This window comes from Micromonospora sp. NPDC005171, from assembly GCF_040608575.1.
Taxonomy (GTDB): Bacteria; Actinomycetota; Actinomycetes; order Mycobacteriales; family Micromonosporaceae; genus Micromonospora.
This window is the reverse complement of record NZ_JBEXIM010000005.1, coordinates 294,226-319,183: the sequence shown is the minus strand read 5'-3', so window position 1 is coordinate 319,183 and position 24,958 is coordinate 294,226. Positions and strand designations below refer to the sequence as shown.

General features: G+C 71.7%; 26 protein-coding genes. 10 read left to right on the top strand and 16 right to left on the bottom strand.

The annotated features are described in order from the left end of the window. Positions 1 to 161: 161 nt before the first annotated feature. Positions 162 to 2,963 carry a DEAD/DEAH box helicase gene (locus ABZU74_RS11475; RefSeq protein ID WP_355421359.1) on the bottom strand — a complete coding sequence of 934 codons (2,802 nt, stop codon included), beginning with the start codon at positions 2,961 to 2,963 and terminating at the stop codon, positions 162 to 164. Between the two features lie 86 nt (positions 2,964 to 3,049). Between ABZU74_RS11475 and ABZU74_RS11470 the strand changes: the two genes are divergently transcribed. Beyond that, entirely contained in the window at positions 3,050 to 3,820 is a 771-nt protein-coding gene (locus ABZU74_RS11470) for an HAD-IA family hydrolase (RefSeq protein ID WP_355421356.1), read from the top strand. A 94-nt stretch (positions 3,821 to 3,914) separates the two neighbouring features. Then, entirely contained in the window at positions 3,915 to 4,826 is a 912-nt protein-coding gene (locus ABZU74_RS11465) for an EamA family transporter (protein ID WP_355421354.1), read from the top strand. On the opposite strand, the gene ABZU74_RS11460 is transcribed toward ABZU74_RS11465, so the two are convergent. From ABZU74_RS11460 to ABZU74_RS11435, 6 genes are all read right to left on the bottom strand, one after another. Then, on the bottom strand, positions 4,789 to 5,712 hold the full coding sequence (locus tag ABZU74_RS11460) for a diacylglycerol kinase (protein ID WP_355421351.1): 924 nt from the start codon (positions 5,710 to 5,712) through the stop codon (positions 4,789 to 4,791). The genes ABZU74_RS11465 and ABZU74_RS11460 overlap by 38 nt on opposite strands. Positions 5,713 to 5,857: 145 nt before the next feature. Beyond that, a complete protein-coding gene (gene tatC, locus ABZU74_RS11455) occupies positions 5,858 to 6,808 on the bottom strand; it encodes a twin-arginine translocase subunit TatC (protein ID WP_355421348.1) in 951 nt (316 codons plus the stop codon). Positions 6,809 to 6,827: 19 nt separating this feature from the next. Next, positions 6,828 to 7,142 carry a Sec-independent protein translocase subunit TatA gene (tatA, locus tag ABZU74_RS11450; protein WP_124855346.1) on the bottom strand — a complete coding sequence of 105 codons (315 nt, stop codon included), beginning with the start codon at positions 7,140 to 7,142 and terminating at the stop codon, positions 6,828 to 6,830. A gap of 159 nt (positions 7,143 to 7,301) precedes the next feature. Then, a complete protein-coding gene (locus ABZU74_RS11445; protein ID WP_355421345.1) occupies positions 7,302 to 7,547 on the bottom strand; it encodes a hypothetical protein in 246 nt (81 codons plus the stop codon). 10 nt (positions 7,548 to 7,557) lie between these two features. Then, positions 7,558 to 8,613, bottom strand: a complete 1,056-nt coding sequence (locus ABZU74_RS11440; protein WP_355421342.1) for a YafY family protein — start codon at positions 8,611 to 8,613, stop codon at positions 7,558 to 7,560. Then, positions 8,610 to 9,608 carry a WYL domain-containing protein gene (locus ABZU74_RS11435; RefSeq protein ID WP_355421340.1) on the bottom strand — a complete coding sequence of 333 codons (999 nt, stop codon included), beginning with the start codon at positions 9,606 to 9,608 and terminating at the stop codon, positions 8,610 to 8,612. The genes ABZU74_RS11440 and ABZU74_RS11435 overlap by 4 nt, the downstream gene beginning before the upstream one ends. Before the next feature lie 117 nt (positions 9,609 to 9,725). Between ABZU74_RS11435 and ABZU74_RS11430 the strand changes: the two genes are divergently transcribed. Beyond that, a complete protein-coding gene (locus tag ABZU74_RS11430; protein ID WP_355421337.1) occupies positions 9,726 to 10,730 on the top strand; it encodes a cation diffusion facilitator family transporter in 1,005 nt (334 codons plus the stop codon). Between the two features lie 49 nt (positions 10,731 to 10,779). Then, on the top strand, positions 10,780 to 11,865 hold the full coding sequence (locus ABZU74_RS11425; protein ID WP_355421334.1) for a DUF3866 family protein: 1,086 nt from the start codon (positions 10,780 to 10,782) through the stop codon (positions 11,863 to 11,865). Positions 11,866 to 11,994: 129 nt separating this feature from the next. Here the strand turns inward: ABZU74_RS11425 and ABZU74_RS11420 are convergent, their stop codons facing one another. From ABZU74_RS11420 to rfbA, 4 genes are all read right to left on the bottom strand, one after another. Then, the gene (locus ABZU74_RS11420) at positions 11,995 to 12,189 is read right to left on the bottom strand and encodes a hypothetical protein (RefSeq protein ID WP_355421331.1); all 195 of its coding nucleotides are present in this window, start codon (positions 12,187 to 12,189) and stop codon (positions 11,995 to 11,997) included. Between the two features lie 79 nt (positions 12,190 to 12,268). Then, positions 12,269 to 13,627 (bottom strand): Pup--protein ligase, encoded by a 1,359-nt coding sequence (pafA, locus tag ABZU74_RS11415; RefSeq protein ID WP_210781723.1) that lies wholly within the window; start codon positions 13,625 to 13,627, stop codon positions 12,269 to 12,271. Positions 13,628 to 13,695: 68 nt separating this feature from the next. After that, the gene (gene rfbC, locus ABZU74_RS11410) at positions 13,696 to 14,319 is read right to left on the bottom strand and encodes a dTDP-4-dehydrorhamnose 3,5-epimerase (RefSeq protein ID WP_196922922.1); all 624 of its coding nucleotides are present in this window, start codon (positions 14,317 to 14,319) and stop codon (positions 13,696 to 13,698) included. Beyond that, entirely contained in the window at positions 14,316 to 15,203 is an 888-nt protein-coding gene (gene rfbA, locus ABZU74_RS11405; protein WP_355421328.1) for a glucose-1-phosphate thymidylyltransferase RfbA, read from the bottom strand. The genes rfbC and rfbA overlap by 4 nt, the downstream gene beginning before the upstream one ends. A gap of 85 nt (positions 15,204 to 15,288) precedes the next feature. Here rfbA and rfbB point away from each other — a divergent pair, with 85 nt between their 5' ends. The 6 genes from rfbB to ABZU74_RS11375 are packed head-to-tail and all read left to right on the top strand — an operon-like array spanning position 15,289 to position 20,571. After that, positions 15,289 to 16,290 (top strand): dTDP-glucose 4,6-dehydratase, encoded by a 1,002-nt coding sequence (gene rfbB, locus ABZU74_RS11400; RefSeq protein WP_355421325.1) that lies wholly within the window; start codon positions 15,289 to 15,291, stop codon positions 16,288 to 16,290. Continuing rightward, positions 16,287 to 17,174 carry a dTDP-4-dehydrorhamnose reductase gene (gene rfbD, locus ABZU74_RS11395; protein WP_355421322.1) on the top strand — a complete coding sequence of 296 codons (888 nt, stop codon included), beginning with the start codon at positions 16,287 to 16,289 and terminating at the stop codon, positions 17,172 to 17,174. The genes rfbB and rfbD overlap by 4 nt, the downstream gene beginning before the upstream one ends. Continuing rightward, positions 17,171 to 17,542 (top strand): DUF2304 domain-containing protein, encoded by a 372-nt coding sequence (locus ABZU74_RS11390; RefSeq protein WP_355421319.1) that lies wholly within the window; start codon positions 17,171 to 17,173, stop codon positions 17,540 to 17,542. The genes rfbD and ABZU74_RS11390 overlap by 4 nt, the downstream gene beginning before the upstream one ends. Beyond that, the gene (locus ABZU74_RS11385) at positions 17,535 to 18,236 is read left to right on the top strand and encodes a glycosyltransferase family 2 protein (protein WP_355421316.1); all 702 of its coding nucleotides are present in this window, start codon (positions 17,535 to 17,537) and stop codon (positions 18,234 to 18,236) included. Before ABZU74_RS11390 ends, ABZU74_RS11385 begins: the two co-directional genes overlap by 8 nt. Further along, positions 18,233 to 19,546: a polysaccharide biosynthesis protein gene (locus ABZU74_RS11380; protein ID WP_355421313.1), complete on the top strand. Its 1,314-nt coding sequence runs from the start codon at positions 18,233 to 18,235 to the stop codon at positions 19,544 to 19,546. Before ABZU74_RS11385 ends, ABZU74_RS11380 begins: the two co-directional genes overlap by 4 nt. Further along, positions 19,543 to 20,571: a glycosyltransferase family 2 protein gene (locus ABZU74_RS11375; RefSeq protein ID WP_355421311.1), complete on the top strand. Its 1,029-nt coding sequence runs from the start codon at positions 19,543 to 19,545 to the stop codon at positions 20,569 to 20,571. Before ABZU74_RS11380 ends, ABZU74_RS11375 begins: the two co-directional genes overlap by 4 nt. Positions 20,572 to 20,675: 104 nt before the next feature. On the opposite strand, the gene prcA is transcribed toward ABZU74_RS11375, so the two are convergent. The 5 genes from prcA to dop all read right to left on the bottom strand — a co-directional run bounded on the left by prcA (position 20,676) and on the right by dop (position 24,830). Next, positions 20,676 to 21,497, bottom strand: coding sequence for a proteasome subunit alpha (gene prcA / locus ABZU74_RS11370; protein WP_355421309.1), 822 nt, complete (start codon positions 21,495 to 21,497; stop codon positions 20,676 to 20,678). 61 nt (positions 21,498 to 21,558) lie between these two features. Continuing rightward, on the bottom strand, positions 21,559 to 22,398 hold the full coding sequence (gene prcB / locus ABZU74_RS11365; protein WP_355421306.1) for a proteasome subunit beta: 840 nt from the start codon (positions 22,396 to 22,398) through the stop codon (positions 21,559 to 21,561). Continuing rightward, a complete protein-coding gene (locus tag ABZU74_RS11360) occupies positions 22,317 to 23,015 on the bottom strand; it encodes an endonuclease VII domain-containing protein (protein WP_355421303.1) in 699 nt (232 codons plus the stop codon). Before ABZU74_RS11360 ends, prcB begins: the two co-directional genes overlap by 82 nt. Further along, positions 22,993 to 23,208, bottom strand: a complete 216-nt coding sequence (locus tag ABZU74_RS11355) for a ubiquitin-like protein Pup (RefSeq protein WP_030332902.1) — start codon at positions 23,206 to 23,208, stop codon at positions 22,993 to 22,995. The genes ABZU74_RS11360 and ABZU74_RS11355 overlap by 23 nt, the downstream gene beginning before the upstream one ends. Before the next feature lie 104 nt (positions 23,209 to 23,312). After that, positions 23,313 to 24,830, bottom strand: coding sequence for a depupylase/deamidase Dop (gene dop / locus ABZU74_RS11350; protein WP_355421300.1), 1,518 nt, complete (start codon positions 24,828 to 24,830; stop codon positions 23,313 to 23,315). Between the last annotated feature and the right edge of the window lie 128 nt (positions 24,831 to 24,958).

Here is a 24,958-nt window from a genome sequence, read left to right as displayed (position 1 = left end):
GCCTTCTCCCCATTCGTTACCGACGCGTCAACAAGACGCCTCGGCAATGATCAGGGGTGCTGTGACCAGGCGCAACAGCACCCCTCGGCCATTCGCGGGGTGCTGTTGCGGTGACCGTGCGCTGCGTCGATTCAGCCGCCGACAATCACCGAACGTAATGGTCAGGCGGACGTGTGGTACGCGAGAACGCCTCGATTGACGGCCGCTATGGCTTGTCGAGCGGTAGACCGCAGCTCCGCTGCGGCACCACCGGAGTCAGCAATCTGACCGAGCAGGTCGACGACCTGTCGGGCCCACCGGACGAAGTCACCAGCTGGCATCTCACCATCGATCTCGTGCCCGCTGCCGAGCACCTTGGCCAGCGCCTCGCCCCGGGCCCACCGGTAGACGGGCCAGGCGAAACCGAGATCCGGCTCCCGGGTCGCGGTCAGCCCCCGCGCCGCCTCGTCGGCCTCGATCTCCCCCCACAGCTTCAGCGTCTCGTCCACCGCGTCGGCGACCGGCCCGCGTGGCAGCGACGCCCGCTCGTCGACATCACGACGCGCCTCGAACACCACCACGGACACCGCGGCGGCCAGTTCCGCCGGGGACAGCCCGTTCCACACCCCCCGGCGCAGGCACTCGGCGACCAGCAGGTCCGCCTCGGTCCAGATCCGGCCCAGCATCCGACCGGCGTCGGTGACCGCGCCGTCGCGGGCGAGGTAACCACGCTCGGTCAGCAACGCCACGATCCGGTCGAACGTCCGAGCGAGGGAGCCGGTACGCCCGGACACCCGCTCGCGCAGCTCCTCGGTGTCGCGCTCCAGCCGCCGACGCCGCTCCGCCCAGCGGGCGTGTTCCTCCCGCTCGGGGCAGGCGTGGCAGGGGTGGTGGCGCAGCTCGGTGCGGAGCTGGGTGATCCGGTGGTCCTCGCCGCTCACCTGGCGGGAGCGGCCCCCGCGTCGGCCACCGTGCCGGTCCAGGCCGGTGCCGCTGACCTCGGCGGCCAGATCCCGTCGAGCGCCCGGCGACCGGTGGTTGAAGTGCTTGGGCACCCGGATCCGGGCCAGCACCTCGGCCGGGGTGGTGAAGTCGCCGGGGCTCACCCGCCCGGCCCACCGGTCCTGGGTGAGCACCAGTGGCCGGGGCTCACCGAACCCGCCGGTCGCCGGGTCCAGCACCACGGCCAACCCGGCCCGTCGGCCCGACGGCACCCGGATCACGTCGCCGACCCGCAGCCGCTCCAACGAGGCCACCGCGGCGGCCTTGCGCTGGGTCTGCCCCTGCCGGGCGATCGCCTTCTCCCGGTCGGCGATCGCCACCCGCAGCGCGAAGTACTCGTCGAAGTCGCCGTGGTGGCAGGCGGCCTCCGCGCCGTACGCCTCGATGGTCTCGGTGTTGCGCTGCACCTGCCGGGCCAGGCCGACCACCGACCGGTCCGCCTGGAACTGGGCGAACGACGACTCCAGCAGGGCCCGGGCCGGCTCCGCGCCGACCGTGCCGACCAGGTTAACGGCCATGTTGTACGACGGCCGGAAGCTGGAGCGCAGCGGGTAGGTGCGGGTGGACGCGAGCCCCGCCACGTGCCGTGGGTCCGTCTCCGGGGACCACACCACCACGGCGTGCCCCTCCACGTCGATGCCACGGCGGCCGGCGCGGCCGGTGAGCTGCGTGTACTCCCCCGGGGTCAGGTCGACGTGCGCCTCGCCGTTGTACTTGACCAGCCGTTCCAGGACCACGCAGCGGGCCGGCATGTTGATGCCCAACGCCAGGGTCTCGGTGGCGAAGACCGCCTTGACCAGGCCGCGAACGAACAACTCCTCGACGATCTCCTTGAACACCGGCAGCATGCCCGCGTGGTGGGCGGCCAGGCCGCGTTCCAGGCCGTCCAGCCACTCCCAGTAGCCCAGGACCGACAGGTCCTCGCCGGGAATGGCGGTGACCCGGGACTCGACGACCCGGCGGATCTCGGCCCGCTCCTCCGCCGAGGTGAGCCGCAGCCCGGCGGCGAGACACTGCTGCACGGCGGCGGCGCACCCGGCCCGGCTGAAGATGAACAGGATCGCCGGTAGCAGACCCTCCCGGTCCAGTCGGTCGACGATGTCCGGGCGCATCGGGCCACGCCAGCGCGGGCCACGCCGGCCGGCGCCGGGGCCCGCGCTGCGCCCCTCCCCCAACTCCAGGCGACGCACGGTGTCCCGGGTGTAGCGCAGCAACTCCGGGTGCACGTCGTGCTTGCGGGCGGCGTCGGCGTCGTGGAACAGGTCGAACATCCGCTTGCCGACCAGCATGTGCTGCCACAACGGCACCGGCCGGTGCTCGCTGACCACCACGGCGGTCTCGCCGCGCACGGTGACCAGCCAGTCGGCGAACTCCTCGGCGTTGGAGACGGTCGCCGACAACGAGACCAGGGTGACCGAGGCGGGCAGGTGGATGATCACTTCTTCCCACACCCCGCCGCGGAACCGGTCGGCCAGGTAGTGCACCTCGTCCATCACCACGTACGCGAGGCCCTGCAGAGTGCTGGAACCCGCGTAGAGCATGTTGCGCAGCACCTCGGTGGTCATCACCACCACCGGCGCGTCGCCGTTGATCGCGTTGTCGCCGGTCAGCAGGCCGACCTGCTCGGCGCCGTACCGGGCGACCAGGTCGTGGTACTTCTGGTTGGACAACGCCTTGATCGGCGTGGTGTAGAAGCACTTGCGCCGCGCCGGCGGGGTCGTCGCGTCGGCGGCGGGCACCCGGTCGTCGGGCCGACCGCGCAACGCCAGGTGGACGGCGAACTCCCCGACCACCGTCTTGCCCGCGCCGGTCGGAGCGCAGACCAGCACACCGCTGCCCCGCTCCAGCGACTGACACGCCTCCCGCTGGAAGTCGTCGAGGTCGAACCCCAACTCGAGGGCGAACTCGTCCAGCGCCGGAAACTGTGCGGCTTGTGCGGCCTTACGGCGCGCCGCTGCGTACCGCTCGGCGGGGCTCGACATGGCACCAAGATTAGTGCGTGCCGAGTCGCATCACCGCACAAGGCCGTCCGGAGGCACGGTCGGGGGCGGTCGGTAGGGTGCACGGCGTGCCGGACCATGCCGAACCGCCCCAGACCAGTCCGCCGGGCACCGCCGAGGCGCCCGCCGCCCAACGGGCGTCCCGACGCCCTGTCAAGGCGGTGCTCTTCGACTTCCACGGCACCCTGGCCCAGGTGGAGGACCCCCAGCGGTGGGTGCTGGAGGCCGCGGCGGCGTGCGGCGTCACCCTGGACCGGGTCCGCGCCACCTCACTGGCCGACCGGCTGCTGACCGCCGGCCGCGCCGGTGGGCCACTGCCGGCACGGGTGCCGCCCCGGCTGGCCGAACTGTGGGCCGACCGGGACCTCTACCAACACGCCCACCGGGGCGCGTACACCGGGCTGGCCGAAACCGTCGACGCCGGCATCGACGGTTTCGCCGACGCGCTCTACGAGCGGCTGCTGACCGCCGAGGGTTGGCTACCGTACGCCGACACCGCCCCCACCCTGACCGCGCTGCGCGACGCCGGGGTCCCGGTGGCGGTGGTCAGCAACATCGGCTTCGACCTGCGGCCACACTTCGACACCTGGGGGCTGACCGACCTGGTCGACGCGTTCGTGCTCTCGTACGAGGTGGGACGCTGCAAACCCGACCCGGCGATCTTCTGGCGTGCCTGCGGGATGCTGGGCGTCGACCCGGAGCAGACCCTGATGGTCGGTGACACCCCGGCGGACGCGGGCGCGGTCGCCGCCGGCTGCTCGGTGCTGGTGCTCCCGGCGGCCGAGCCCGGCCGGGAGAACGGGCTGGGCGCGGTGCTCGACCTCGCCCTGCCGGCCTGAGCGACACCCGCCCGACCCGTGCCGGGCCCGCCGTCGGTCACACAGGTGGACGCCCCCGGCGGACAGCCGGAGCTGAGCGCCTACCGTCGTGCCCGTGACCGAGATCCTGCTGCCCACGCCACCGCCGGCCGAGACACCAACAGCCCGGCGCGGCGGTGTCGCCGCCGTGGGGCTGGTGCTCGGCGGGGCCCTGTCGGTGCAGTTCGGCTCGGCCGTGGCCGCGTTGCTCTTCCCGCGTACCGGGGTGGCCGGGGCGGTGACCCTGCGGCTGGCCATCTCGGCGGTGCTGCTGCTCGTCGTGTGCCGGCCCCGCCTGCGCGGGCACGACCGGTCGGCCTGGCTCGCGGCCGGCGCGTTCGGGCTGGCGTTGGCCGGCATGAACTCGCTGTTCTACCAGGCCATCGAACGCATCCCGCTCGGCCCGGCGGTGACGCTCGAGGTGCTCGGCCCGCTGGCGCTGTCGGTGTTCTCCGCCCGACGCCTGGCCAGCTGGGGCTGGGCGGGGCTCGCCCTGGCCGGGGTGGCGCTGCTCGGGCAGGGTGGCTTCGACCGGCTGAACCCGGTCGGGGTGGCCTTCGCGTTCGGGGCGGGCGCCATGTGGGCCGCGTACATCGTGCTGAGCGCCCGCGTCGGCAGCCGCTTTCCCGGCGCGGACGGGCTGGCCCTGGCGCTCGCCCTCGCCGCGCTCGTCACCCTGCCACTGGGCATCGTCGACGGCGGCGCGGTGCTGCTCGACCCACAGGTGTTGGCGCTCGGCACCGCCCTCGCGGTGCTCGCCTCCGGGTTGCCCTACACCCTGGAACTGCTGGCGCTACGGCGGATGCCCACCGCCACCTTCGCGGTGCTGATGAGCCTCGGCCCGGCCGTCGCCACGCTCGCCGGGTGGCTGGTGCTGCGGCAGGCGCTGACAGTGCTGGAATGCGCCGCCATCGTGCTGGTCATCGCGGCGAGCATCGGCGCGGTACGGGTCAACGCAGCAGCCGCAGCGCGCCCGGGACCGCGCTGACCGTCACCGGCAGCTCCAGGGAGCGTTCCCCGTCGGCGTACGAGGTGATGCCCTCGGCGGCCAACTCCACGGTGCGGGCCCGGAAGCTGCGCACCAGCGGGTGGCTGACGTGGGTGCCCTGATAGATACGCGGCTTCACCCGGACCAGGGTCCGCCGGTTCACCCGACCCGCCACCACCACGTCGAGCAGCCCGTCGGTCGGGTCCGCGTCGGGGCAGATCCGCATCCCACCGCCGTACGTGGGGCAGTTGCCCACTGCCACGAGCACCGCGTCCAGGTCGTGCGGCACCCCGTCGAGGCGCAGCGTGTACCGGCGTGGGCGCAGCCGGGCCAGCTCGACCAGGATCGCCAGGTCGTACCGGCGCGGGCCGCGTGGCCAACGCATCCGGTTGGCCCGCTCGTTGACGATCGCGTCGAACCCGGCCGCCAGGACCGCCCCGTACCAGCGCTCGGCACCGTCGACGCCGGCCATCCGGGCCAGGTCGACAGGTTGGCTGCGGCCGTCGCGCACCGCCTCGGCGATCACCGCCGCTGCCGCGAGCGGGTCGGCCGGGAAGCCGGTGTCCAGGGCGAAGTCGTTGCCGGTGCCGGCCGGGATCGGACCGAACGGCACATCGGTCCCGGCGACGGCCTGCAACGCCCGGTGCACGGTGCCGTCCCCACCGACCGCGACCAACGCGCCGGCGCCGTCCGCGACGGCGGCCCGGCACGCCGCCTCCGCCTCGGCGGGGCTGGACGCCGGCAGCAGCCGGACCGGCCGCCCGGCGGCGGCCAACCCGTCCAGCAGCCGAGGCAGCAGCGCGCGGTGCCGTCCACGACCGGCGGTCGGGTTGACGAGCACGGCGACCGGGCCGGGCAGGTGATCGTCTGCGGTCACGGGCAGCACCGTACCGGTCGGACACCCGCCGTTCACCAGGGGCAGCCGCCGTCACCATCGGTTCCGCCGCCGGCGCGCCGAGTGAACTCGCCACACGACGACGCCGCCCCCGGGAACCGGGGACGGCGTCGGCAGAACGGGTGGTGCGCGACCGTCAGGTCATGTCGTCGTAACGACGTTCGATCGGCGCCGGTGGGGCGACCGGTTCGGGTACGCCGATCGGTGCTGTCGAGTCGACCCGCTGCCCGGCCACGACCGGGTCCGCGTCGAACTCCAACGGTGACACCTCGTCGTCGTCGATGCCGGCGTAGATCTCCTTGCCCCGCCCACGCCGCTTGTCGTTGATGAAGGCGATACCCACCGCACCGAAGTAGAGCGCGGAGAGGCAGATCGCCAGGGCCGTCATCCCGAACGGGTCCGGGGTGGGGGTGACCACGGCGGAGAACGCGAAGAACACGAAGATCGCCACCCGCCACCAGCTGAGCAGCCGCTTCGCGCTGGCGATGCCCACGAAGTTGAGCATCAGCACGATCAACGGGAACTCGAAGGCCACCCCGAACAACAGGATCAGGTTGGTGACGAAGGAGATGTACTTGGTGATCTCCAGCGTCGTGCTGATCTCGCTGTCCGAGATGCTGAGCAGGAACTCCAGGCCCTTGGCCGTCACGAAGTACGCCAGCACCGCGCCGGCCGCGAACAGCGGCGCGGCCAACGCGGTGAAGAAGTACGCGTAGCGCCGCTCGTGCCGGTGCAGGCCCGGCGCGATGAACGCCCAGAGCTGGTAGAGCCAGACCGGCGCGGCCACGATCAACCCGACCCAGAGCGCGACCTTCAGGTTGAGCAGGAACAGGTCGGCCGGGCCGAGCTGCACGAACTCACACTTGCCGTCGACATATCTCGCCTGTGGCAGCTCACAGTAGGGCTGCTGGAGCAGGTGCAGCACCGGCTCGGCCAACCACACACCGAGGCCGAACCCGATCAGGATCGCCACGGACGCGCGGAAGAGACGATTGCGCAGCTCGCGGACGTGCTCGATGAGCGTCATCGAGCCGTCGGCGGCCCGTTCGAAGCTGCTCGGGCCGCGTTTACGCAGGGCGAAGGCCACGGGAGTGGGGCCCCTTCGGTCAGTTGTCGCGGACGCGGTGCACCGGGTCGACGACCGGCTGCTGCGGCGGGGCCTGCTGGTACGGGGCCTGCTGCGGCTGGCCGGCGTACGGCGCCTGCTGCCCGGCGTGCGGCGGCAGCGGCTGGTAGCCGGCCTGCGCGTCAGCCTTCTCGGCGAGGTCGCGGTCGTCGTCCTGCAGGCTCTTGGTCTCGGCCTTGATGATCCGCAGCGACCGACCCAGCGAACGGGCCGCGTCGGGGAGCCGCTTCGCACCGAAGAGCAGGATCAGCACAACCACGAGAACAGCGATGTGCCACGGCTTGAGGGCACCCATGAGAAGCTCCAGTCGCTCTGTGTCCGGGGGGTGGTACGCAGCCCATCGTACGTGCGGATCGGCTGCCCGCCACCCGCTGGGTGGTGGTGGTTCGGCCGGGAGGGTGAAGTCTTGACCAACCCGCGATGATCCGTCAACCACCGCCGGGTGCGCGCTCGATCAGCCGCGCTTGGCCTTGATCACCGCAAGTCGCCGGGATGTGGTGTCGAGCCGACGTTGAACGTCCTCGGCACGCTGTTGCAGCGCCTCGGCGGTTTCCCGCAGCGCCTCGGCCTCGACGGCCCGCCGCTGCAACGCCACGGCGGCGCGGCGCAGTCGGGGCAGCCGGGCCAACACCGGGCGCACGGCCAACGCGAGCGCCACAAGGGGTAGCAGCACCACCGCGAGCACGATCCAGATCAGCACGGCGGTCAGCCTACTGGGTGCGGCCGGCCACCGCCGGGTCACCCGACGGCGCGTCCTCCGGGTCGGCCTCAGCTGGCCGGGGCACCGCCGTGGGCGTGGGCACGGCGTACGCGTCCAGCGCGGCGGCCGCCGTCGCCCGCACCTGCTCTGCCAACTCGACCGGGGCGACCACCGTCACCTCAGGGCCGAGGCCCAGCACGAACCGGCGGGCCCACCCCAGGTCGGTGACCCGCAGGGAGACCAGCCACTGGTCGCCGTCGCCGGCCTCCACCCGCTCACACGGGTAGTACTCGGTGATCCACCGCTCGCCCCGGCCGATGCGCAGGGTGATCAGCGGCAGGTCGGCCGACGGACGGAAGACGCCCTCGGTGAGGTCGTGCGGCACGGCCTGCGGCGGCACAGTGGCCGGCTCGTCCAACTCGGTGATCGCGTCGATCCGGTCGGCGCGGAACAGCCGGACGGCCTCCGCGCGCCGACACCACGCCTCCACGTACGCCCGGCCGCCGACCATGAGCATCCGCAGCGGGTCGATGACCCGCTCGGTGGTCTCGTCCCGAGCGGCCGTGTAGTAGGTGATCCGCAGGGCCTTACCGCCCTCCACGGCGGCGCGTAGCGCCTCGACCCGCCGGGTGTCCCCGGGCAACCGGACCGCCACCGGGGCGCCCACCAGGTCGCCTGCGGCCTCGATCTTGGCGAGGGCCCGTTCGACTGCCTCCCGGTTGGCCACCCCGGGCGTCTCGGCCAGCATCCGCAGCGCCACCACGAGCGCGAGGGCCTCGTCGGGGGTCAGCCGCAACGGCCGGTCGATGCCGGCGTCGTAGGTGATGGTCACCCGATCACCGTCGAACGCCATGTCGATCAGGTCACCGGGGCCGTACCCGGGGAGCCCGCACACCCAGAGCAGCTCCAGGTCCTCCCGGAGCTGGCGTTCGGTGACGCCCAGGTCACCGGCCGCCTCGGCGATCTCGATGCCGGGCCGGGCCAGCAGGTAGGGCACCAGGTTGAGCAGTCGGGCCAGCCGGTCGGCGGACGCGCGGGAACCGTTGCGGGCGGCCGGGCGAGTCACCGGGCACCCCCGCTGACGGCCAGCTCGTCGTGACGCACGGCGATCTCCTTGAGTCGTTGGATGACCGCCTCGCGGACCTCCGGTGGGTCGAGGACCCGCACGTCCGGGCCGTAGCCGACGAGATGACCGGCCAGCCCGTCCGGGTCCGCGTACGGCAGGACCAGCCGGTCGCCGTCCGGCCCGGCGGTCACCTCCACCGCCCAGCGGCGCAGCCCGGCGGCCCGCCCCGGTGCGGCCAGCACGGTGGCCCGGCCGGTGCGCTCCACCGGGCCCGACCAGCGGGCCACGTGGCTGATCAGGTCGACGTTGGCCGGCGGCTCGTACGCGCCGGGGGCGCCGGTCACCCGGACCGCGCCGACGACCCGGGACAGCCGGAAGCAGCGGGTCGCGTCCCGGTCCTGATCGTGGCCGACCACATACCACCGGCCGCGCCAGCAGACCACGCCCCACGGTTGCAGCCGCCGCCGGGTGGGCGCGTCGCGGTCGGGCACCCGGTAGTCGAACCCCACCTCGCGGCGGTCCCGGGCAGCGGCGGTCAGCGGCGCGAACGCCGGGTCGACGGTGACCATCGGCTCCAGGCCGAGAGTCGCCTGCGGGTCCACGTCCACCCCGGCGGCCCGCAGCTTGGCCAGCCCGGACGACGCGGCGGCGGCCAACCCGGCGTGCTGCCACAGCCGGGCCGCGATGCCGACCGCGGCGGCCTCGTCCGGTTCGAGCAGGATGTCGGGCAGCGCGTATTCGCGGTGGGCGATCCGGTAACCGGGCTCGGCGTCGAAGGCGCTCGCCGTGCCGGTCTCCAGTGGCACACCCAACTCGCGCAGCTCGGCCTTGTCCCGCTCGAACTTGCGCTGGAACGCCTCGTGGTCGCGCGCATCGTCCGGATCGTGCTCGTAACCGGGCACGGTCGCGGCGATCTGCGCGGCGGTCAGGAACCGTCGCGTGGACAGCAGGCAGATCACCAGGTTGACCAGGCGTTCGGTGCGGGTCCGCGACACGCGGTAGACGCTAGCAGCCGACCCGCCCACACCGTGCACCCACGCGGGCGTGCCGCACACTTGTTCGGATCGGGCCTCCCCCGGCGCGTCGCCGTCTCCGGTCATATGGTGATCCTCATGTCGGAAGCGGAGGCCAGGCGCGGAAGCGAGAGCACCGGCACCGTCGTCGTCGCCGGCGCCGCCAACCTCGCCATCGCGGTGGCCAAGCTGATCGCCGGGCTGATCTCCGGATCCGCCGCGATGCTCTCCGAGGCGGCGCACTCGGTCGCCGACACCACCACCGAGGTGCTGCTCTTCCAGGCGCTGCGCCGCGGCGCCCGTCCGGCCGACCAGCGACATCCCTTCGGGTACGGCAAGGAGAGCTACGTCTGGGCGTTCTTCGCGGCGATGTTCACGTTCGTCGCCGGCGCCGGTTTCGCCGTCACCCACGGCGTCACCACGATCCTGGTGCACGAGCACAGCGGCGACTACCTGATCTCGTACATCGTGCTCGCTGTGTCGTTCGTCATCGAGTCGATCTCACTGACCCGTGCCGTGCGGCAGGTCCGCCGCGAGTCGCGGCGCTGGCAGACCACACCCCGGCGGTTCCTGCGGCTGACCGCCGACACCACGGTCAAGGCGGTCTTCCTGGAGGACAGCGCGGCCCTGGTCGGTCTGGTGCTGGCCGGGCTCGGCGTCGGCCTGTCGCACGCCACCGGCGACGAGGTGTGGGACGGCGTCGCGTCGATCCTGATCGGCCTGCTGCTGCTGACGGTCGCCGGGGTCCTCGCCGGCAACAACCTGTCGCTGCTGGTCGGCCGGGCCGTGCCGGAGCGGCTGCGCCACGAGATCGAGCACGAGCTGGCCGGGCTGCCCGAGGTGGAGCGCATCGACACCCTGTTGACCATGCAACTCGGCCCGCAGGACATCCTGGTCGCCGCAAAGGTCGACTTCCGCGACGAGGCCACCGGCGCGCAGATCGAGGCCACCGCCGACGAGGCCGAACGGCGGCTCACCGGCCGGTACCCGGAGATCCGCTTCGTCTTCCTCGACCCCACCCGTTCGATGCCGGGCGCCACCGGCACCGCCCGACACACCCAGGCCCGGCCGAGCCCGGACGCCGGCGGCCCCGAACCGACCTGACCCACACCCGGGCGCGGGCCGCCGGGCCCGCGCGGCTAGCGTGCCCGTCATGGTGCGATGGCGTACGGGGACGGTGGCGACGCTGCGACGGCAGTGGACCGGGGCGGTGGAGCTCGACGTCGACCTTCCCGACGGCACGCGGATGCGGGCCCTCGCGTACCCGGAGCTGGTCGGCACGCCCGAGCCCGGCGACCGGGTGCTGCTCAACGCCGGCGCGCTGCTGATGGGGCTCGGCACCGGCGGGTACGCGCTTGTGGTGGCCCTGCCGGACCGGCTGCCGCCGGACCCGCCGGACGTCGCCGACACCCGCGACGCCGGGCACCTCGTCAAGGCCCGCTACACGCCGTTGCAGCCGATCCTCCTCGGCGTCGACGAGGAGGCGTCCCCGTACCGCGACGTGCTGGCCGACGCGGACGACCTGGGCGGCCTGCCGGTGGTCACCGCCGACCTGCACTCGGCGCTCCCGGCGATCCTGGCCGGCATCCGGGCCGACGCCCCCCAGGCGCGGGTGGCGTACCTGCTCACCGACGGTGGGGCGCTGCCCGCCTGGTTCTCCCGCACCCTCGCCGGGCTGCGGGCCGAACTGGCCGGCACGATCACCGTCGGGCAGGCGTTCGGTGGCGACCTGGAGGCCACCACCCTGCACGGCGGTCTGCTCGCCGCCCGGCACGTGCTCCACGCGGACGTGGCGATCGTGGCTCAGGGCCCCGGCAACCTGGGCACCGGCACCCGCTGGGGTTTCTCCGGCGTCGCCGTCGGTGAGGCGGTCAACGCGGTCGCCACGCTGGGCGGGCGGCCGGTCGGCTCGTTGCGCATCTCCGACGCCGACCCCCGCCCCCGGCACCGCGGCGTCTCACACCACAGCCTCACCGCGTACGGCCGGGTGGCGCTCGCCCCGGCGGACCTGGTGGTGCCCGAGGACCTGGCGCCGTCGCTCGCGGCCGAGGTGGACGCGGCGCTGGCGCCCCTGGCGGCCCGGCACCGGATCGTCCGGGTGCCCATCGACGGTCTCGACGCCGCGCTGCGGGCCAGCACCGTGCCGCTGTCCACCATGGGCCGTGGCCTCGACGCCGACCACGCGTACTTCCTGGCGGCGGCAGCCGCCGGCCGCCACGCCGCAACCCACCTCCCCTAACCCACCCCACCGACCCCCGCCCCACCCCGTTTGATCATGAAGTTATTACCCGCCGCCTCGGCGTGTCATGGCAGTAACTCCATGATCGACGCAGGCGCGGGCGGGGAGGACGCCCGGGGTGGGGATGGGTTAGGCCAGGAAGATCAGGGCTAGCCAGCCGCCGACGATGAGCACCAGGGCGAGGGCCAGCACCCAGGTCGGCACCGTGTATTCACCGCGCCGGTTACGGTCGATCTCGGCGCGGATCTTCTCCCGCCGACGTTCGACCCAGCTCTGCCGCTCGGTGCCGCCCTCGGAGCGGTCGGAAGGTCCAGAAGTCGTCATGGCGCGCTCAGCTTAACCGCTCAGTGCGCCGGGCCGACCGGCCCCGTCGGCGCAGCGCGCCGCCGGGGCCGGCAACCGGTCACATGCTGGCGATCAGCCGCTCCACCCGCTCGTCGTACGCCCGGAACGGGTCCTTGCAGAGCACTGTGCGCTGCGCCTGGTCGTTGAGCTTCAGGTGCACCCAGTCGACGGTGAAGTCCCGGCGCTTCTCCTGGGCGTGCCGGATGAACTCGCCCCGCAGTCGGGCCCTGGTGGTCTGCGGCGGGGTCTCCTTGGCCTCGAAGATCTCCGGGTCGGTGGCCACCCGGTCCACGTCGCCGCGGCGCTCCAGCAGCCCGTAGAGGCCCCGGCCACGGCGCACGTCGTGGTACGCCAGATCCATCTGCGCCACCCGGGGGTGCGACAGCGGCAGGTCGTGCTTGCGCTGGTAACGCTCGATCAGCCGCAGCTTGCTGACCCAGTCGATCTCCCGGGAGACCGGCTCCAGATCGCCGCTCTCCACCGCGTTGAGCACCCGGCCCCACAGCTCGACGACCCGCTTGGCGGCCTGGTCGCCACCGCGTCGCTCGACGAACTCGGTGGCCTTGGCGAGGTATTCCTGCTGGATGTCCAGGGCGCTGACCTCCTTGCCGTTGGCCAGCCGCACCTTGCGCCGGCCGGTGATGTCGTGCGACACCTCCCGGATGGCCCGGATCGGGTTCTCCAGGGACAGGTCGCGCATCACCACCCCGGCCTCGATCATCCGCAGCACGATGTCGGCGGTGCCGACCTTGAGCAGCGTGGTGACCTCGTTCATGTTGGAGTCGCCGACGATCACGTGCAGCCGCCGGTAGCGCTCGGCGTCGGCGTGCGGCTCGTCGCGGGTGTTGATGATCGGGCGGCTGCGGGTGGTCGCCGAGGAGACGCCCTCCCAGATGTGCTCGGCCCGCTGCGAGAGGCAGTAGACAGCGCCGCGTGGGGTTTGCAGGACCTTGCCGGCCCCGCAGATCAACTGCCGGGTGACCAGGAACGGGATGAGTACGTCGGCGAGCCGGCCGAACTCGCCGTGCCGGGAGACCAGGTAGTTCTCGTGGCACCCGTACGAGTTGCCGGCCGAGTCGGTGTTGTTCTTGAACAGGTAGATCTCACCCGCGATGCCCTCGTCGTGCAGCCGCTTCTCCGCGTCGACGAGCAGGCCCTCCAGGATCCGCTCGCCGGCCCGGTCGTGGGCGACGAGATCGGTCACCGAGTCGCACTCCGGTGTCGCGTACTCCGGATGCGACCCGACGTCCAGGTAGAGCCGGGCTCCATTGCGCAGGAAGACATTGCTCGACCGACCCCAGGACACCACGCGACGGAACAGATACCGCGCGACCTCGTCCGGGGACAGCCGCCGCTGCCCGCGATAGGTGCAGGTGACGCCGTACTCGGTCTCGAGGCCGAAGATTCGCCGCTCCATGGTGTGACATTAGCCGCCCGGAGGCCCGGTTCGTCACTGTCAGACCACAGGTCGTGCCCCGAGCGCGGTCACATACCGGTTGAGTGCGACATTCCGTCCGGGCCGAGGCTCGCCACGAACCGCCGGCAGCTGTCGTACTCCGGGAGCAGGCCCCGCTCGCGGGCCTGGGCGAGGGTCGGCGCCGCGTCGTCGCGCGCCGACAGCAGCGGCACCTCGGCGGGCCACTCGATGCCCAACTCCTCGTCGAGCGGGTGCACCGCGTGCTCGCCGGTCGGGTTGTAGGTGGCCGAGCAGAGATAGCTCAACGTCGCGTCGTCGGTCAACGCGCAGAACCCGTGCCCCAAACCCTCGCTGAGGTAGACCGCCCGACGGTCGGTGTCGTCGAGCCGGACGCCCTCCCAACGGCCGAAGGTCGGCGAACCCACCCGCAGGTCCACGATCACGTCGAGGACCGCGCCCCGCACGCAGGTGACGTACTTGGCCTGCCCGGGCGGGACGTCGGCGAAGTGGACGCCGCGCACCACGCCACGCGCGGAGACCGACAGGTTGGCCTGGGCCAGCCGCAGCGGATGGCCCACCGCCTCGGCGAGCTTGTCGAAGCGGTACCACTCCATGAACATGCCGCGCGGGTCACCGTGCTGCTGGGGGGTGATCTCCCAGGCGCCCTCGATGCTCAGCTCCCGGATCTTCACCAGGAACCCCCGTCGCCGGCCTGCTCGGTGAGCAGACGGAGCAGGTAGTCGCCGTAACCGCTCTTGGTCAGCGGCTCGGCGAGGGCGCGCAGCTGCGCGTCGTCGATCAGACCCGCCCGCCAGGCGACCTCCTCGACACAACCGATCTTGAGACCCTGTCGCTCCTCGACCACCCGGACGAACTCGGCGGCCTGCATCATCGAGGTGAACGTGCCAGTGTCCAGCCAGGCGGTGCCGCGATCCAGCACCGTCACCGACAGCTCCCCGGTCTCCCGGTACACCTCGTTGACCGCCGTGATCTCCAGCTCGCCCCGGGCGCTCGGGGTGAGCTTGCGGGCGATGTCCACGACCCGGTTGTCGTAGAAGTAGAGGCCGGGCACCGCGTAACGGGACTTCGGCCGGGCCGGCTTCTCCTCGATCGAGAGCACCCGGCCCTCGGCGTCGAAGTCGACCACGCCGTACTCCTGCGGGTTGGCCACCTGATAGGCGAAGACCCGCCCGCCGACCGGGTCACCGTGGGCGGCGAGCTGCCGACCCAGACCCACGCCGTGGAAGATGTTGTCGCCGAGCACCAGCGCCACCGACTCGGTGCCGATGAAGTCCGCGCCGAGGATGAACGCCTGCGCGATGCCCTCCGGGCGCTCCTGGCTGACGTACTCCAGCCGCAGCCCGAACTGGCTGCCGTCGCCGAGCAGCCGACGGAACTGGTCCTGGTCGTCCGGAGTCGTGATCACCAGGATCTCGCGAACCCCGGACATCACCAGGGTGGAGAGCGGGTAATAGATCATCGGCTTGTCGAAGACCGGCATCAGCTGCTTCGAGACCGCCCGGGTGATCGGCCAGAGCCGTGACCCGGTGCCGCCGGCAAGTAGGATTCCACGCACCGGGGAAGCCTAGCCGCACCCGGACAGGTTGTGCGGGGGTCGCATCCCGGGTGTCGCGCATCCCGTCGCGTATACTTCCGGACCCGTGAGGATCCTCGTCACCGGCGGAGCCGGATTCATCGGGTCGGAGTACGTTCGCCTGCTGCTGGGCAAGCCGCTCGGCAGTGCAGCCGGCGTGCCGCCGCTCGAGCCGGCAGTCGTGACCGTGCTGGACAAACTGACCTACTCAGGCAACCTGGCCAACCTCGAACCCGTCCGCGACGATCCGCGACTGCGGTTCGTGCAGGGCGACATCTGCGACCCGGTCGTTGTCGACGAGGTGGTGGCCGAGCACGACGTGATCGTGCACTTCGCCGCCGAGTCGCACGTCGACCGCTCGATCGCCGGTGCCGCGCCCTTCGTCACCACGAACGTGCTGGGCACCCAGACGCTGCTCGACGCGGCGCTGCGCCACGGCACCGGCCGGTTCGTGCACGTCTCCACCGACGAGGTCTACGGCTCGATCGACGAGGGCTCCTGGACCGAGACCTGGCCGCTGGCCCCCAACTCGCCGTACTCGGCGTCCAAGGCCGGCTCCGACCTGCTCGCGCTGTCGTACCACCGCACCCACGGCATGGACGTGGTCGTCACCCGCTGCTCCAACAACTACGGCCCGTACCAGTTCCCCGAGAAGGTCATCCCGCTGTTCGTCAGCAACCTGCTCGACGGTGACACGGTCCCGCTCTACGGCGACGGCGGCAACATCCGTGACTGGCTGCACGTGCACGACCACTGCCGCGGCATCGCCCTCGTCCAGCAGAAGGGCCGCGCCGGCGAGGTCTACAACATCGGCGGCGGCACCGAGTTGACCAACAAGGAACTCACCGGTCTGCTCCTGGAGGCCTGCGGCGTCGGGTGGGACCGGGTCGTTCCGGTCACCGACCGCAAGGGCCACGACCGCCGGTACTCCCTCGACATCACCAAGATCAGCGACGAGCTCGGCTACCAGCCCAGCATCACACTGGACCAGGGCCTCGCCGACACCGTCCGCTGGTACCGGGACAACCGCGGCTGGTGGGAACCCCTCAAGTCCGCGCCGACCGCATGACCCGAGTACTCGTCACCGGCGCGGGCGGAATGCTCGGCCGGGACCTGGTCACCGTGCTGGGGACACGGCCCGACCTCAAGGTGACCGCCGCCACCCGCGCCGACCTGGACGTCACCGACCGCGCGGCGGTGGACGGCGCCGTCGCCGGGCACGACCTGGTGATCAACGCGGCCGCGTGGACGAACGTCGACGCCGCCGAGGCCGACGAGACCGCGGCGACGGCCGTCAACGGCCACGCCGTGGCCAACCTGGCCGCGGCGTGCGCCACCGACGGAACCCGGCTCATCCAGGTCTCCACCGACTACGTCCTCGCCGGCAACGCGGACACCCCCTACCCGGAGGACGCGCCCACCGCGCCGGTCAACGCCTACGGCCGCGGCAAACTGGTCGGCGAACAGGCCGTCGCGCGGCTGCTACCCGACACCGGGTACGTCGTACGCACCGCCTGGCTCTACGGCGCGCACGGCCCGAACTTCGTGGCCACCATGCTCCGACTCGCCACCCAGCGCGACCACCTCGACGTGGTCGACGACCAACACGGCCAACCCACCTGGTCCCACGCGCTCGCCGAGCGGCTCGTCGCGCTCGCCGACGCCGCGCTGGCCGGTCACGCGGCGCCCGGCGTCTACCACGGCACCTGCGCCGGGCAGACGACCTGGTACGGGCTGGCCCGCGCCGCGTTCACGCTGGCCGGGCTCGACCCGGACCGGATCCGACCCACCACCAGCGACCGGTATCCCCGTCCGGCCCCCCGGCCTGCGTACAGTGTGCTAGGGCACGACCGCTGGGCAGCCGTGGGTCTGGCCCCGCTTCCGGACTGGCACAGCGCCCTGGTTGACGCGTTCCACTCCCCCGCTCCACCCGCCCCGTGGAAGGTCGCATGAAGCTCACCCTCGTCACCGGGCTGACCGGCCTGCTGCTCCTCGGCACCATCGTCGAGCTGCTGCGCCGCCGTCAGCTGCGCGAGAAGTACGGCATGCTCTGGCTCGCCGTGCTGGTCATCGTGATCCCGCTGTCGCTGTTCCCCCGGCTGCTCGACAACGTCGCCGAACTGCTCGGTGTCGCCTCCGGTGTCAGCCTGGTGCTCTTCCTCGGCATCGTCTTCCTGCTGCTGGTGTGCGTACACCTCAGCTGGGAGGTCAGCGCCCTGGAAGAGGAGACCCGCACCCTGGCCGAAGACCTCGCCCTGCTGCGCGCGGAGATCGACGCGGACCGGGCAGCCCGAGACGAACTGGTGTCGACCGATGGTTAACGGCAAACGCACACTGATCATCATCCCGGCTCTCAACGAATCGGGCTCGATCGCCGAGGTCGTCGGCGAGGTCCGCGGCGAACTGCCCAGCGTCGACGTGCTCGTGGTCGACGACGGCTCCACCGACCGCACAGCCGCCGTCGCCGCCGCCGCCGGCGCGAAGGTCGCCAAACTGCCGTACAACCTCGGTGTCGGCGGGGCCATGCGACTCGGCTACCGCTACGCCCGCGACAACAACTACGACGTCGCCATCCAGATCGACGCCGACGGCCAGCACGACCCCAGGTACGTGCCGAAGCTCGTCGACCTGCTCGACGACAACGACCTCGTCATCGGCGCCCGCTTCGCCGGTGAGGGCGACTACAACGTCCGCGGCCCCCGCCGCTGGGCGATGGTGATGCTCTCCGCCGTGCTGTCCCGGGTCGCCCACACCAAGCTCACCGACACCACCTCCGGCTTCCGGGCCGCCAACCGGCGGGTCATCGAGATGTTCGCCAGCTGGTACCCGGCCGAGTACCTCGGTGACACGGTGGAGACCCTGGTGCACACCGCCCGACGCGGATACCGCATCCGGCAGGTGCCGGTCGCCATGCGCAAGCGGATGGCGGGCACCCCCAGCCACTCGCCCGCCAAGGCGATGGTCTACCTCGGTCGCGCGTTCGCCGTCCTCACGCTGGCGCTCATTCGCCGGTGATCCGCCGCCTGCTACGCCTGATCCCGCCCGGCACCATCGCTGTAGGCGCCGGGCTGGGTCTTCTCGGCCTCGCCTCCTACGTCCACCTCGCCGTCGCCGGCCACAGCCTCAGCGGGGCCGACTACAACCGCCTGTCAGTGCTCTGGTCGATCGTCTTCACTCTCGGCATCGGCGTGTTCATACCGATCGAGCAGGAGGTCGCCAGGGTCGTCGCCGCCCGGCACAGCCAGGGGCTCCCCCCCGGGCCGGTGCTGGCGCGGGGCGTCACCGTCGCCGCCGCGATGCTCGCCGTGCTGGTGCTTGCCGTCACCGCCGGCCGCCAATTCCTCGCCGACCACCTCTTCCACGGCGACGGCACCATGGTCACAGTGCTCATCGGTGCGCTCGCCGCGATGGCCGTCGCCTACGCCACCCGCGGAGTCCTCTCCGGCCTGCAACTCTTCCCCTGGTACGGCAGCCAACTCGGCATCGACGGCGGGCTGCGCATCATCATGGTCGCCCTGCTCGGCCTGGCCGGCGTAACCAACCCCGTCTGGTACGGCGTCGTGCTCGTCGCCGCCCCGCTGGCCAGCGTCCTGCTCACCCTGCCGCCGGTGCTACGCGCCATCGGCGGCGGCCCGCCGGTCGCCTGGGCCACCCTGCTGCGCGGCCTCGGGCTGCTCACCGCCTCCAGCCTGCTCTCCCAGGTCGTGGTGAACGTCGGCGTGATCAACCTGCAGCTGCTCGCCCCCTCCGACACCGCAGCCGCCGGCGCGCTGCTCTCCGCCCTCGTGCTGGTCCGCATCCCCCTGTTCGTCTTCGGCTCCCTACAGGCGTCACTGCTGCCCGGCCTGGCCACCACCGCCACCACCGGCGACCAGGCCGGCTTCCACAGCCTGCTCCGCCGGGCGCTGGGCATCGTCACCGCGCTCGGCCTCACCGGGGCCGTCGGCGCCGTACTGCTCGGCCCGTGGCTGGTCGGCGTGCTCTTCGACGCCCCCGGCGTCCTCGGCCACGGCGACTTCGCCTGGCTGGCCGCCGCCACGCTCGCCTACCTCTGGGCGATGGTGCTCGGCCAGGCCCTCCTCGCCCTCGACCGGCACCGCGCCCAGGCCCTCGCCTGGACCGTCGGCGTCGCCGCCCTGATCATCGTGACGCTGCTCCCGGCCCCGGTGATCCTCCGAGTCGAGCTGGCCTACACCGTCGGCTCCGTCATCGTGGCCGCCACCATGGCGGTCCTGCTGCTGCGCGGCGGCGTCCGCCGACCCACCACCCCCACCCGGCCGCTCGCCGACGCCGTCACCCCCGCCGTATCCGGAGGCATCCGATGACCCGCCCACAGGTGACCGCGGTAATGCTCGCCTACGGCGCCGAGCCATACCTGGTCGACGCCGCCCGGGCCGTCCTGGCCAGCACCGACGTCGAGATCGACCTCGTCGTCGTCGACAACGGCTGCACCGGCGACGGCATCGACATCGTCAAGGGCCTGCCCGGGGTGCGGGTGATCCGACCGGAGGAGAACACCGGCTACTCCGGCGGTTGCCGCGTCGGCGCCGCCGAGGCCACCGGAGACTGGCTCGCCTTCGTCAACTCCGACGCCGTCGTCGCCCCCGACGCCCTCGCCAAGACGGTGGCGGTCGCCGCCGAACCCGGCGTCGGCGCCGCGATGGCATCCATCCGGCTGGCCGACAACCCCGAGCTGATCAACACCTCCGGCAACCCGCTGCACTTCACCGGGCTGTCCTGGGCCGGCGGCAACGGCGAACCCGCCACCGCGCACGCCACCCGCACCAGCGTGCCCTCGCTCAGCGGCTGCTGCTTCGTGATCAGCCGCCAGCGCTGGCAGGAGCTGGACGGCTTCGCCGCCGAATACTTCGCCTACCACGAGGACACCGAGCTGAGCCTGCGGCTCTGGCAACGTGGCCTGCGGCTGGAGTACGTCCCCGACGCCGTCGTGCGCCACCACTACGAGTTCTCCCGCAACGACCTGAAGCTCTACCTGGTGGAACGCAACCGACTCGTCACGCTGCTCACCGCGTACCAGACCCGGACGCTCGTGGTGCTCGCCCCGATGCTGCTGCTCACCGAGGCCGCCATGCTCGCCGCCGCAATGGCCGGCGGCTGGACCAAGCAGAAGACCCGCGGCTGGGGCTGGCTGTGGCGCAACCGGGCCTGGGTCGGCGCCCGCCGCCGTCAACTCCAGACCGAACGTACCGTGCCCGACGGGGTGATCGCCGAGCTGATGACCGCCCGGGTCGCCCCCTCGAACGTCGACTCGCCTCCCGGCATGGGTGTCTTCAACGCGGTCGCCGCCGGCTACTGGGCTCTCGCCCGCCCCCTGCTCCAGCGCCGCTGACCCGGCCCGTACCGACCTGCTCCAGCGCCGCTGACCCCGGCCCGTACCGAGACGAAAGCGCCGGGGCCCGCTCACGCGGGCCCCGGCGCTTTCTCGTCACACCGTCAGCTGTCGGCCTGCCCGGGCCGATCCTCCAGGTCCGCGGAGCCGGCCGAACTGGTCGGCTTACCGGCCTCCCCGGTCGGCACGCTCGGCGTGTCCGGCAGGTCGCTCGCCGGCGGCGCCGCCTTCCCGTCCAACAGCGCGGTCAGTGCGGCCCCGGTGATCCGTCGGAAGGTCCGGCCGACCCGCTGCCGGTCCAGTACCGCCACCTCGAGCTGGTTCGCGGCGATCGTCCGGGCTGCCCCGCCCTCCCCGCCGACACTGCTCAGGGCCTGCACGGCGACCTTCACAGCCTCGCCGAGCGACATCTCCGGCCGGTGGTTGGACTTCAGCACGCCGGTGATGGCCTCGGCCTGCCCGCCCATCGCCATCCGCCCCGGCTCGTCGTTCACCGAGCCGTCGTAGGTGAGCCGGTACAACTCGTCGTCGGCGGCGGTGGCCCCCACCTCCGCCACGCAGATCTCCACCTCGAACGGCTTCGACTGCTCGGTGAAGATCGCGCCCAGGGTCTGCGCGAACGCGTTGGCCAGGGCCCGCCCGGTGACGTCCCGCCGGTCGTAGCTGAGCCCGTTCAGGTCGGCCATCCGCACGCCGGCCCGACGGAGATTCTCGAACTCGTTGTAGCGGCCGACAGCGGCGAAGCCGATCCGGTCGTAGATCTCACTGACCTTGTGCAGGGCGCTGGAGAGGTTCTCCGCGACGAAGAGCACGCCGCCGGAGTAGCTCATGACCACCGCGCTGCGCCCCCGGGCGATGCCCTTGCGGGCCAACTCGGAACGGTCGCGCATGATCTGTTCGGGCGAGGCGTAGAACTGCATGGCCACGGCGGCGGTTCTCCTTACGGCGCTGTGCTGACGACTGCTGGCTGGTGGGGGGTGGACAGGACTAACCGCCCGGGTTCTCCATCCGGCCGGCGACCACGCCCTCGGCGATCGTCGCCGTCTCGGCGTCGGTGAGCCGGTGGGTGCCCTCGGCGGTAGCGGTCATCACCACCGGGTAGATCCGCCGGGTCAGATCGGGCCCGCCGGTCGCGGTGTCGTCGTCAGCCGCGTCGTAGAGCGCCTCGACCGCCAGCCGGGTCGCGTCGGCGACCGACAGCCCGGTTCGGAAACGCTTCTTCAACGCGGACTTGGCGAACAACGACCCCGACCCGATCGCGTCGTAGCCGGTCTCCTCGTACGGGCCACCGGTCACGTCGAAGCTGAAGATCCGACCGGCCCGTGCCGCGTCGGCGGCAGCCAGGTCGAAGCCGGCGAAGAGCGGCACCACGGCGAGCCCCTGCATGGCCGCGCCCAGGTTGCCCCGGATCATCGAGGCCAGCCGGTTGGCCTTGCCGTCCAACGAGAGCATCGCGCCCTCGATCTTCTCGTAGTGCTCCAGCTCCACCTGGAACAGTCGCATCAGCTCGATCCCGATGCCCGCGGTGCCCGCGATGCCGACCAGCGAGTACGCGTCGGCCGGGTGCACCTTCTCGATGTCGCGCTGGGCGATCAGGTTGCCCATGGTCGCCCGTCGGTCACCGGCCATCACCACACCGTCGGCGGCCGCGATGGCCACGATGGTGGTCGCGTGCGGCGCCAGGTCGGCGGCCATGCCCGGCGGCAGCGGTCGCCGACCGGGCAGCATCTCGGGGGCCACCCGACTCAGAAACGTCGTGAAGGAGGACGTCCCCGCGTTGGTGAACACATCTGGTAGACGCCCGGATGGATCAAAGCCCGCTGCCACGTGGTTCCTCTCAGGTACGTGATCGCCCTGGCCAGCCTCATGGGACTGTCACGGAACTGGCCAAGACCACCGTTGCAGTTGAAGCAGAGTATCCCGCGCACCCATCCGGTGCGATGATCGTGGTCCAGATGTTGCGGGTCGGCACCGCCACAGATCGCGCAGACACCGCCCTGCTCGGCCAGGAGCTCCTGAAACTCCTTCTCGCCCACGCCGTACCGCCGCCGCAGGTGATATTCGCGGTTGCCGCCGTAGAGCCGCTGCGCTGTCTCCTTACCGCGGGCATTATGGCAGGGTTTGCAGTAACTGTGCCGGCCGCTGGCCTTGGTGGTCGTGGTGGGAAAGTCGTCCAGAGGCTTGATCTGCTCGCAGTCCGGACACCACTTGAGACCTTCCCCGACGGGCGTGGGCGACCTTCGCTGCGCAGCGATGCCGCGCTTACGCCGGCTCGCCTCCGACCGGACAGCGGCACACGCTTTGCAGTAGAAGGCGAGACCGTCTGCCCGTCGGCGGTCACGATGGAAGTCCGTGCGGGCCAGTACGCGCTTACACTGCGGGCACGTCTTGTCCGAGTGGTCAGGCAATCGGACATATGCCCTATTGGCCGCCTTTCTGGACATATCCTCTCACGAACTCTTCTGCGTTTTCTTCGAGGACGGAGTCGATCTCGTCGAGCAGGTCGTCGACGTCCTCGGTGATCTCGGCGTGCCGCTCGGCCACCTCGGGGTTGGCCTCGGTGGTGACGTCCTCGATCTCCTCGCCCTGACGGGACTTGCCGGACTGCGACTGGCCGCCGCTGTCATGAGTGGCCATTGCTGCCTCCTCCACGATCGTCTGCGATGAACTTACCTCGCGCGGGCGACGAAAAGCCCGCCGCGCGCCGGCTTGCGGCACACGGCGGGCATTCGCGCCCGGGGTCAGCCCCCGGTCAACGTCTCCAGCAGGTCCTTGGCGCTGGCGCAGCGGTCGAACAGGGCACCGACGTGCGCGCGGGTGCCCCGCTCCGGTTCCATCATCGGCACCCGGACCAGCGACTCCCGGCCCACGTCGAAGATCACCGAGTCCCAGCTCGCGGCGACCACCTCGGAGGCGTACTGGGCGAGGCAGCGCCCCCGGAAGTAGGCCCGGGTGTCCTCCGGCGGCTCGGTCATCGCGCTGCGGGTCTCGTCGTCGGTGAGCAGCGTCTTCATCGCCCCCCGGCTGACCAGCCGGTGGTAGAGGCCCTTCTCCGGCCGGACGTCGGAGTACTGGAGATCGACCAGTTGCAGCTTGTGCGAGCCCCAGCCGAGCTTCTCCCGCTCCCGGTAGCCCTCCAGCAGTCGCAGCTTGGCCACCCAGTCCAACTCGTCGGCGCAGAGCATCGGATCCCGGCCCAGCCGGTCGAGGACGCTCTCCCAGCGGTCGAGCACGTCGATGGTCTGCTCGTCGGCGTCGGTGCCGTACCTGTCGTCGACAAAGGACCGGACCCGCTCCAGGTACGCCCACTGCAGGTCGAGGGCGGTGAGCCGGCGGCCGTCGCGCAGTCGCATGCGGTGCGTCAGGGTGGGGTCGTGGCTGACGGCGCGCAACTCGCTGACCGGGTCGGCGATGCCGAGGTCGGTGCCGAGCGCCTTCTCCTCGATCATGGTGAGGATCAGCGCGGTGGTGCCGACCTTGAGGTAGGTGGAGATCTCGGAGAGGTTGGCGTCGCCGATGATGACGTGCAGCCGGCGGTACTTGTCGGCGTCGGCGTGCGGCTCGTCGCGGGTGTTGATGATCGGCCGCTTGAGCGTGGTCTCCAGGCCCACCTCGACCTCGAAGAAGTCGGCACGCTGGGAGATCTGGAAGCCGCTCTGGCCGCCGTCCTGACCGATGCCGACCCGGCCGGCGCCGCAGACGATCTGCCGGGTGACGAAGAACGGCGTCAGGTACGCCACGATGTCGGCGAACGGCGTCTGCCGGCGCATCAGGTAGTTCTCGTGGGCGCCGTAGCTGGCGCCCTTGTTGTCGGTGTTGTTCTTGTAGAGGTGGATCGGCTGGGTGCCGGGGATGGTGGCGGCCCGGCGGGAAGCCTCGGCCATCACCCGCTCGCCGGCCTTGTCCCAGCGCACGATGTCCCTGGGGGTGGTGACCTCCGGGGTGGAGTATTCGGGGTGGGCGTGGTCGACGTAGAGCCGTGCGCCGTTGGTGAGTATCACGTTGGCCAGGCCGAGGTCTTCGTCCGCGAGAGCCTCGGCGGGGTCGTACGCGGCACCGGAGTAGGTGAAACCGCGGGCGTCGCGCAGTGGCGATTCTTCCTCGTAGTCCCACCGGGCCCGGCCACCCCGGTTGAGTTCCGGACGTGCCCCATAGGCGTTGACCACCTGCGATGAGGTGACCATCGGGTTGGCTCCGGCCTGCCCGGGTACGGAGATGCCGTACTCGACCTCGGTGCCCATGATCCGTCTTACGCTCATCGACCTACCCGCTTCGCTCGCCCGACCCGGTCCACCGTCAGGTCGAGCGTAGTCCGCCCTGGGCGCCTGCACTCTGTAGGTGAGTGCCGGCGGGCCGGAGCAGTTCGGTGGATTCGGTGTCGGAATGC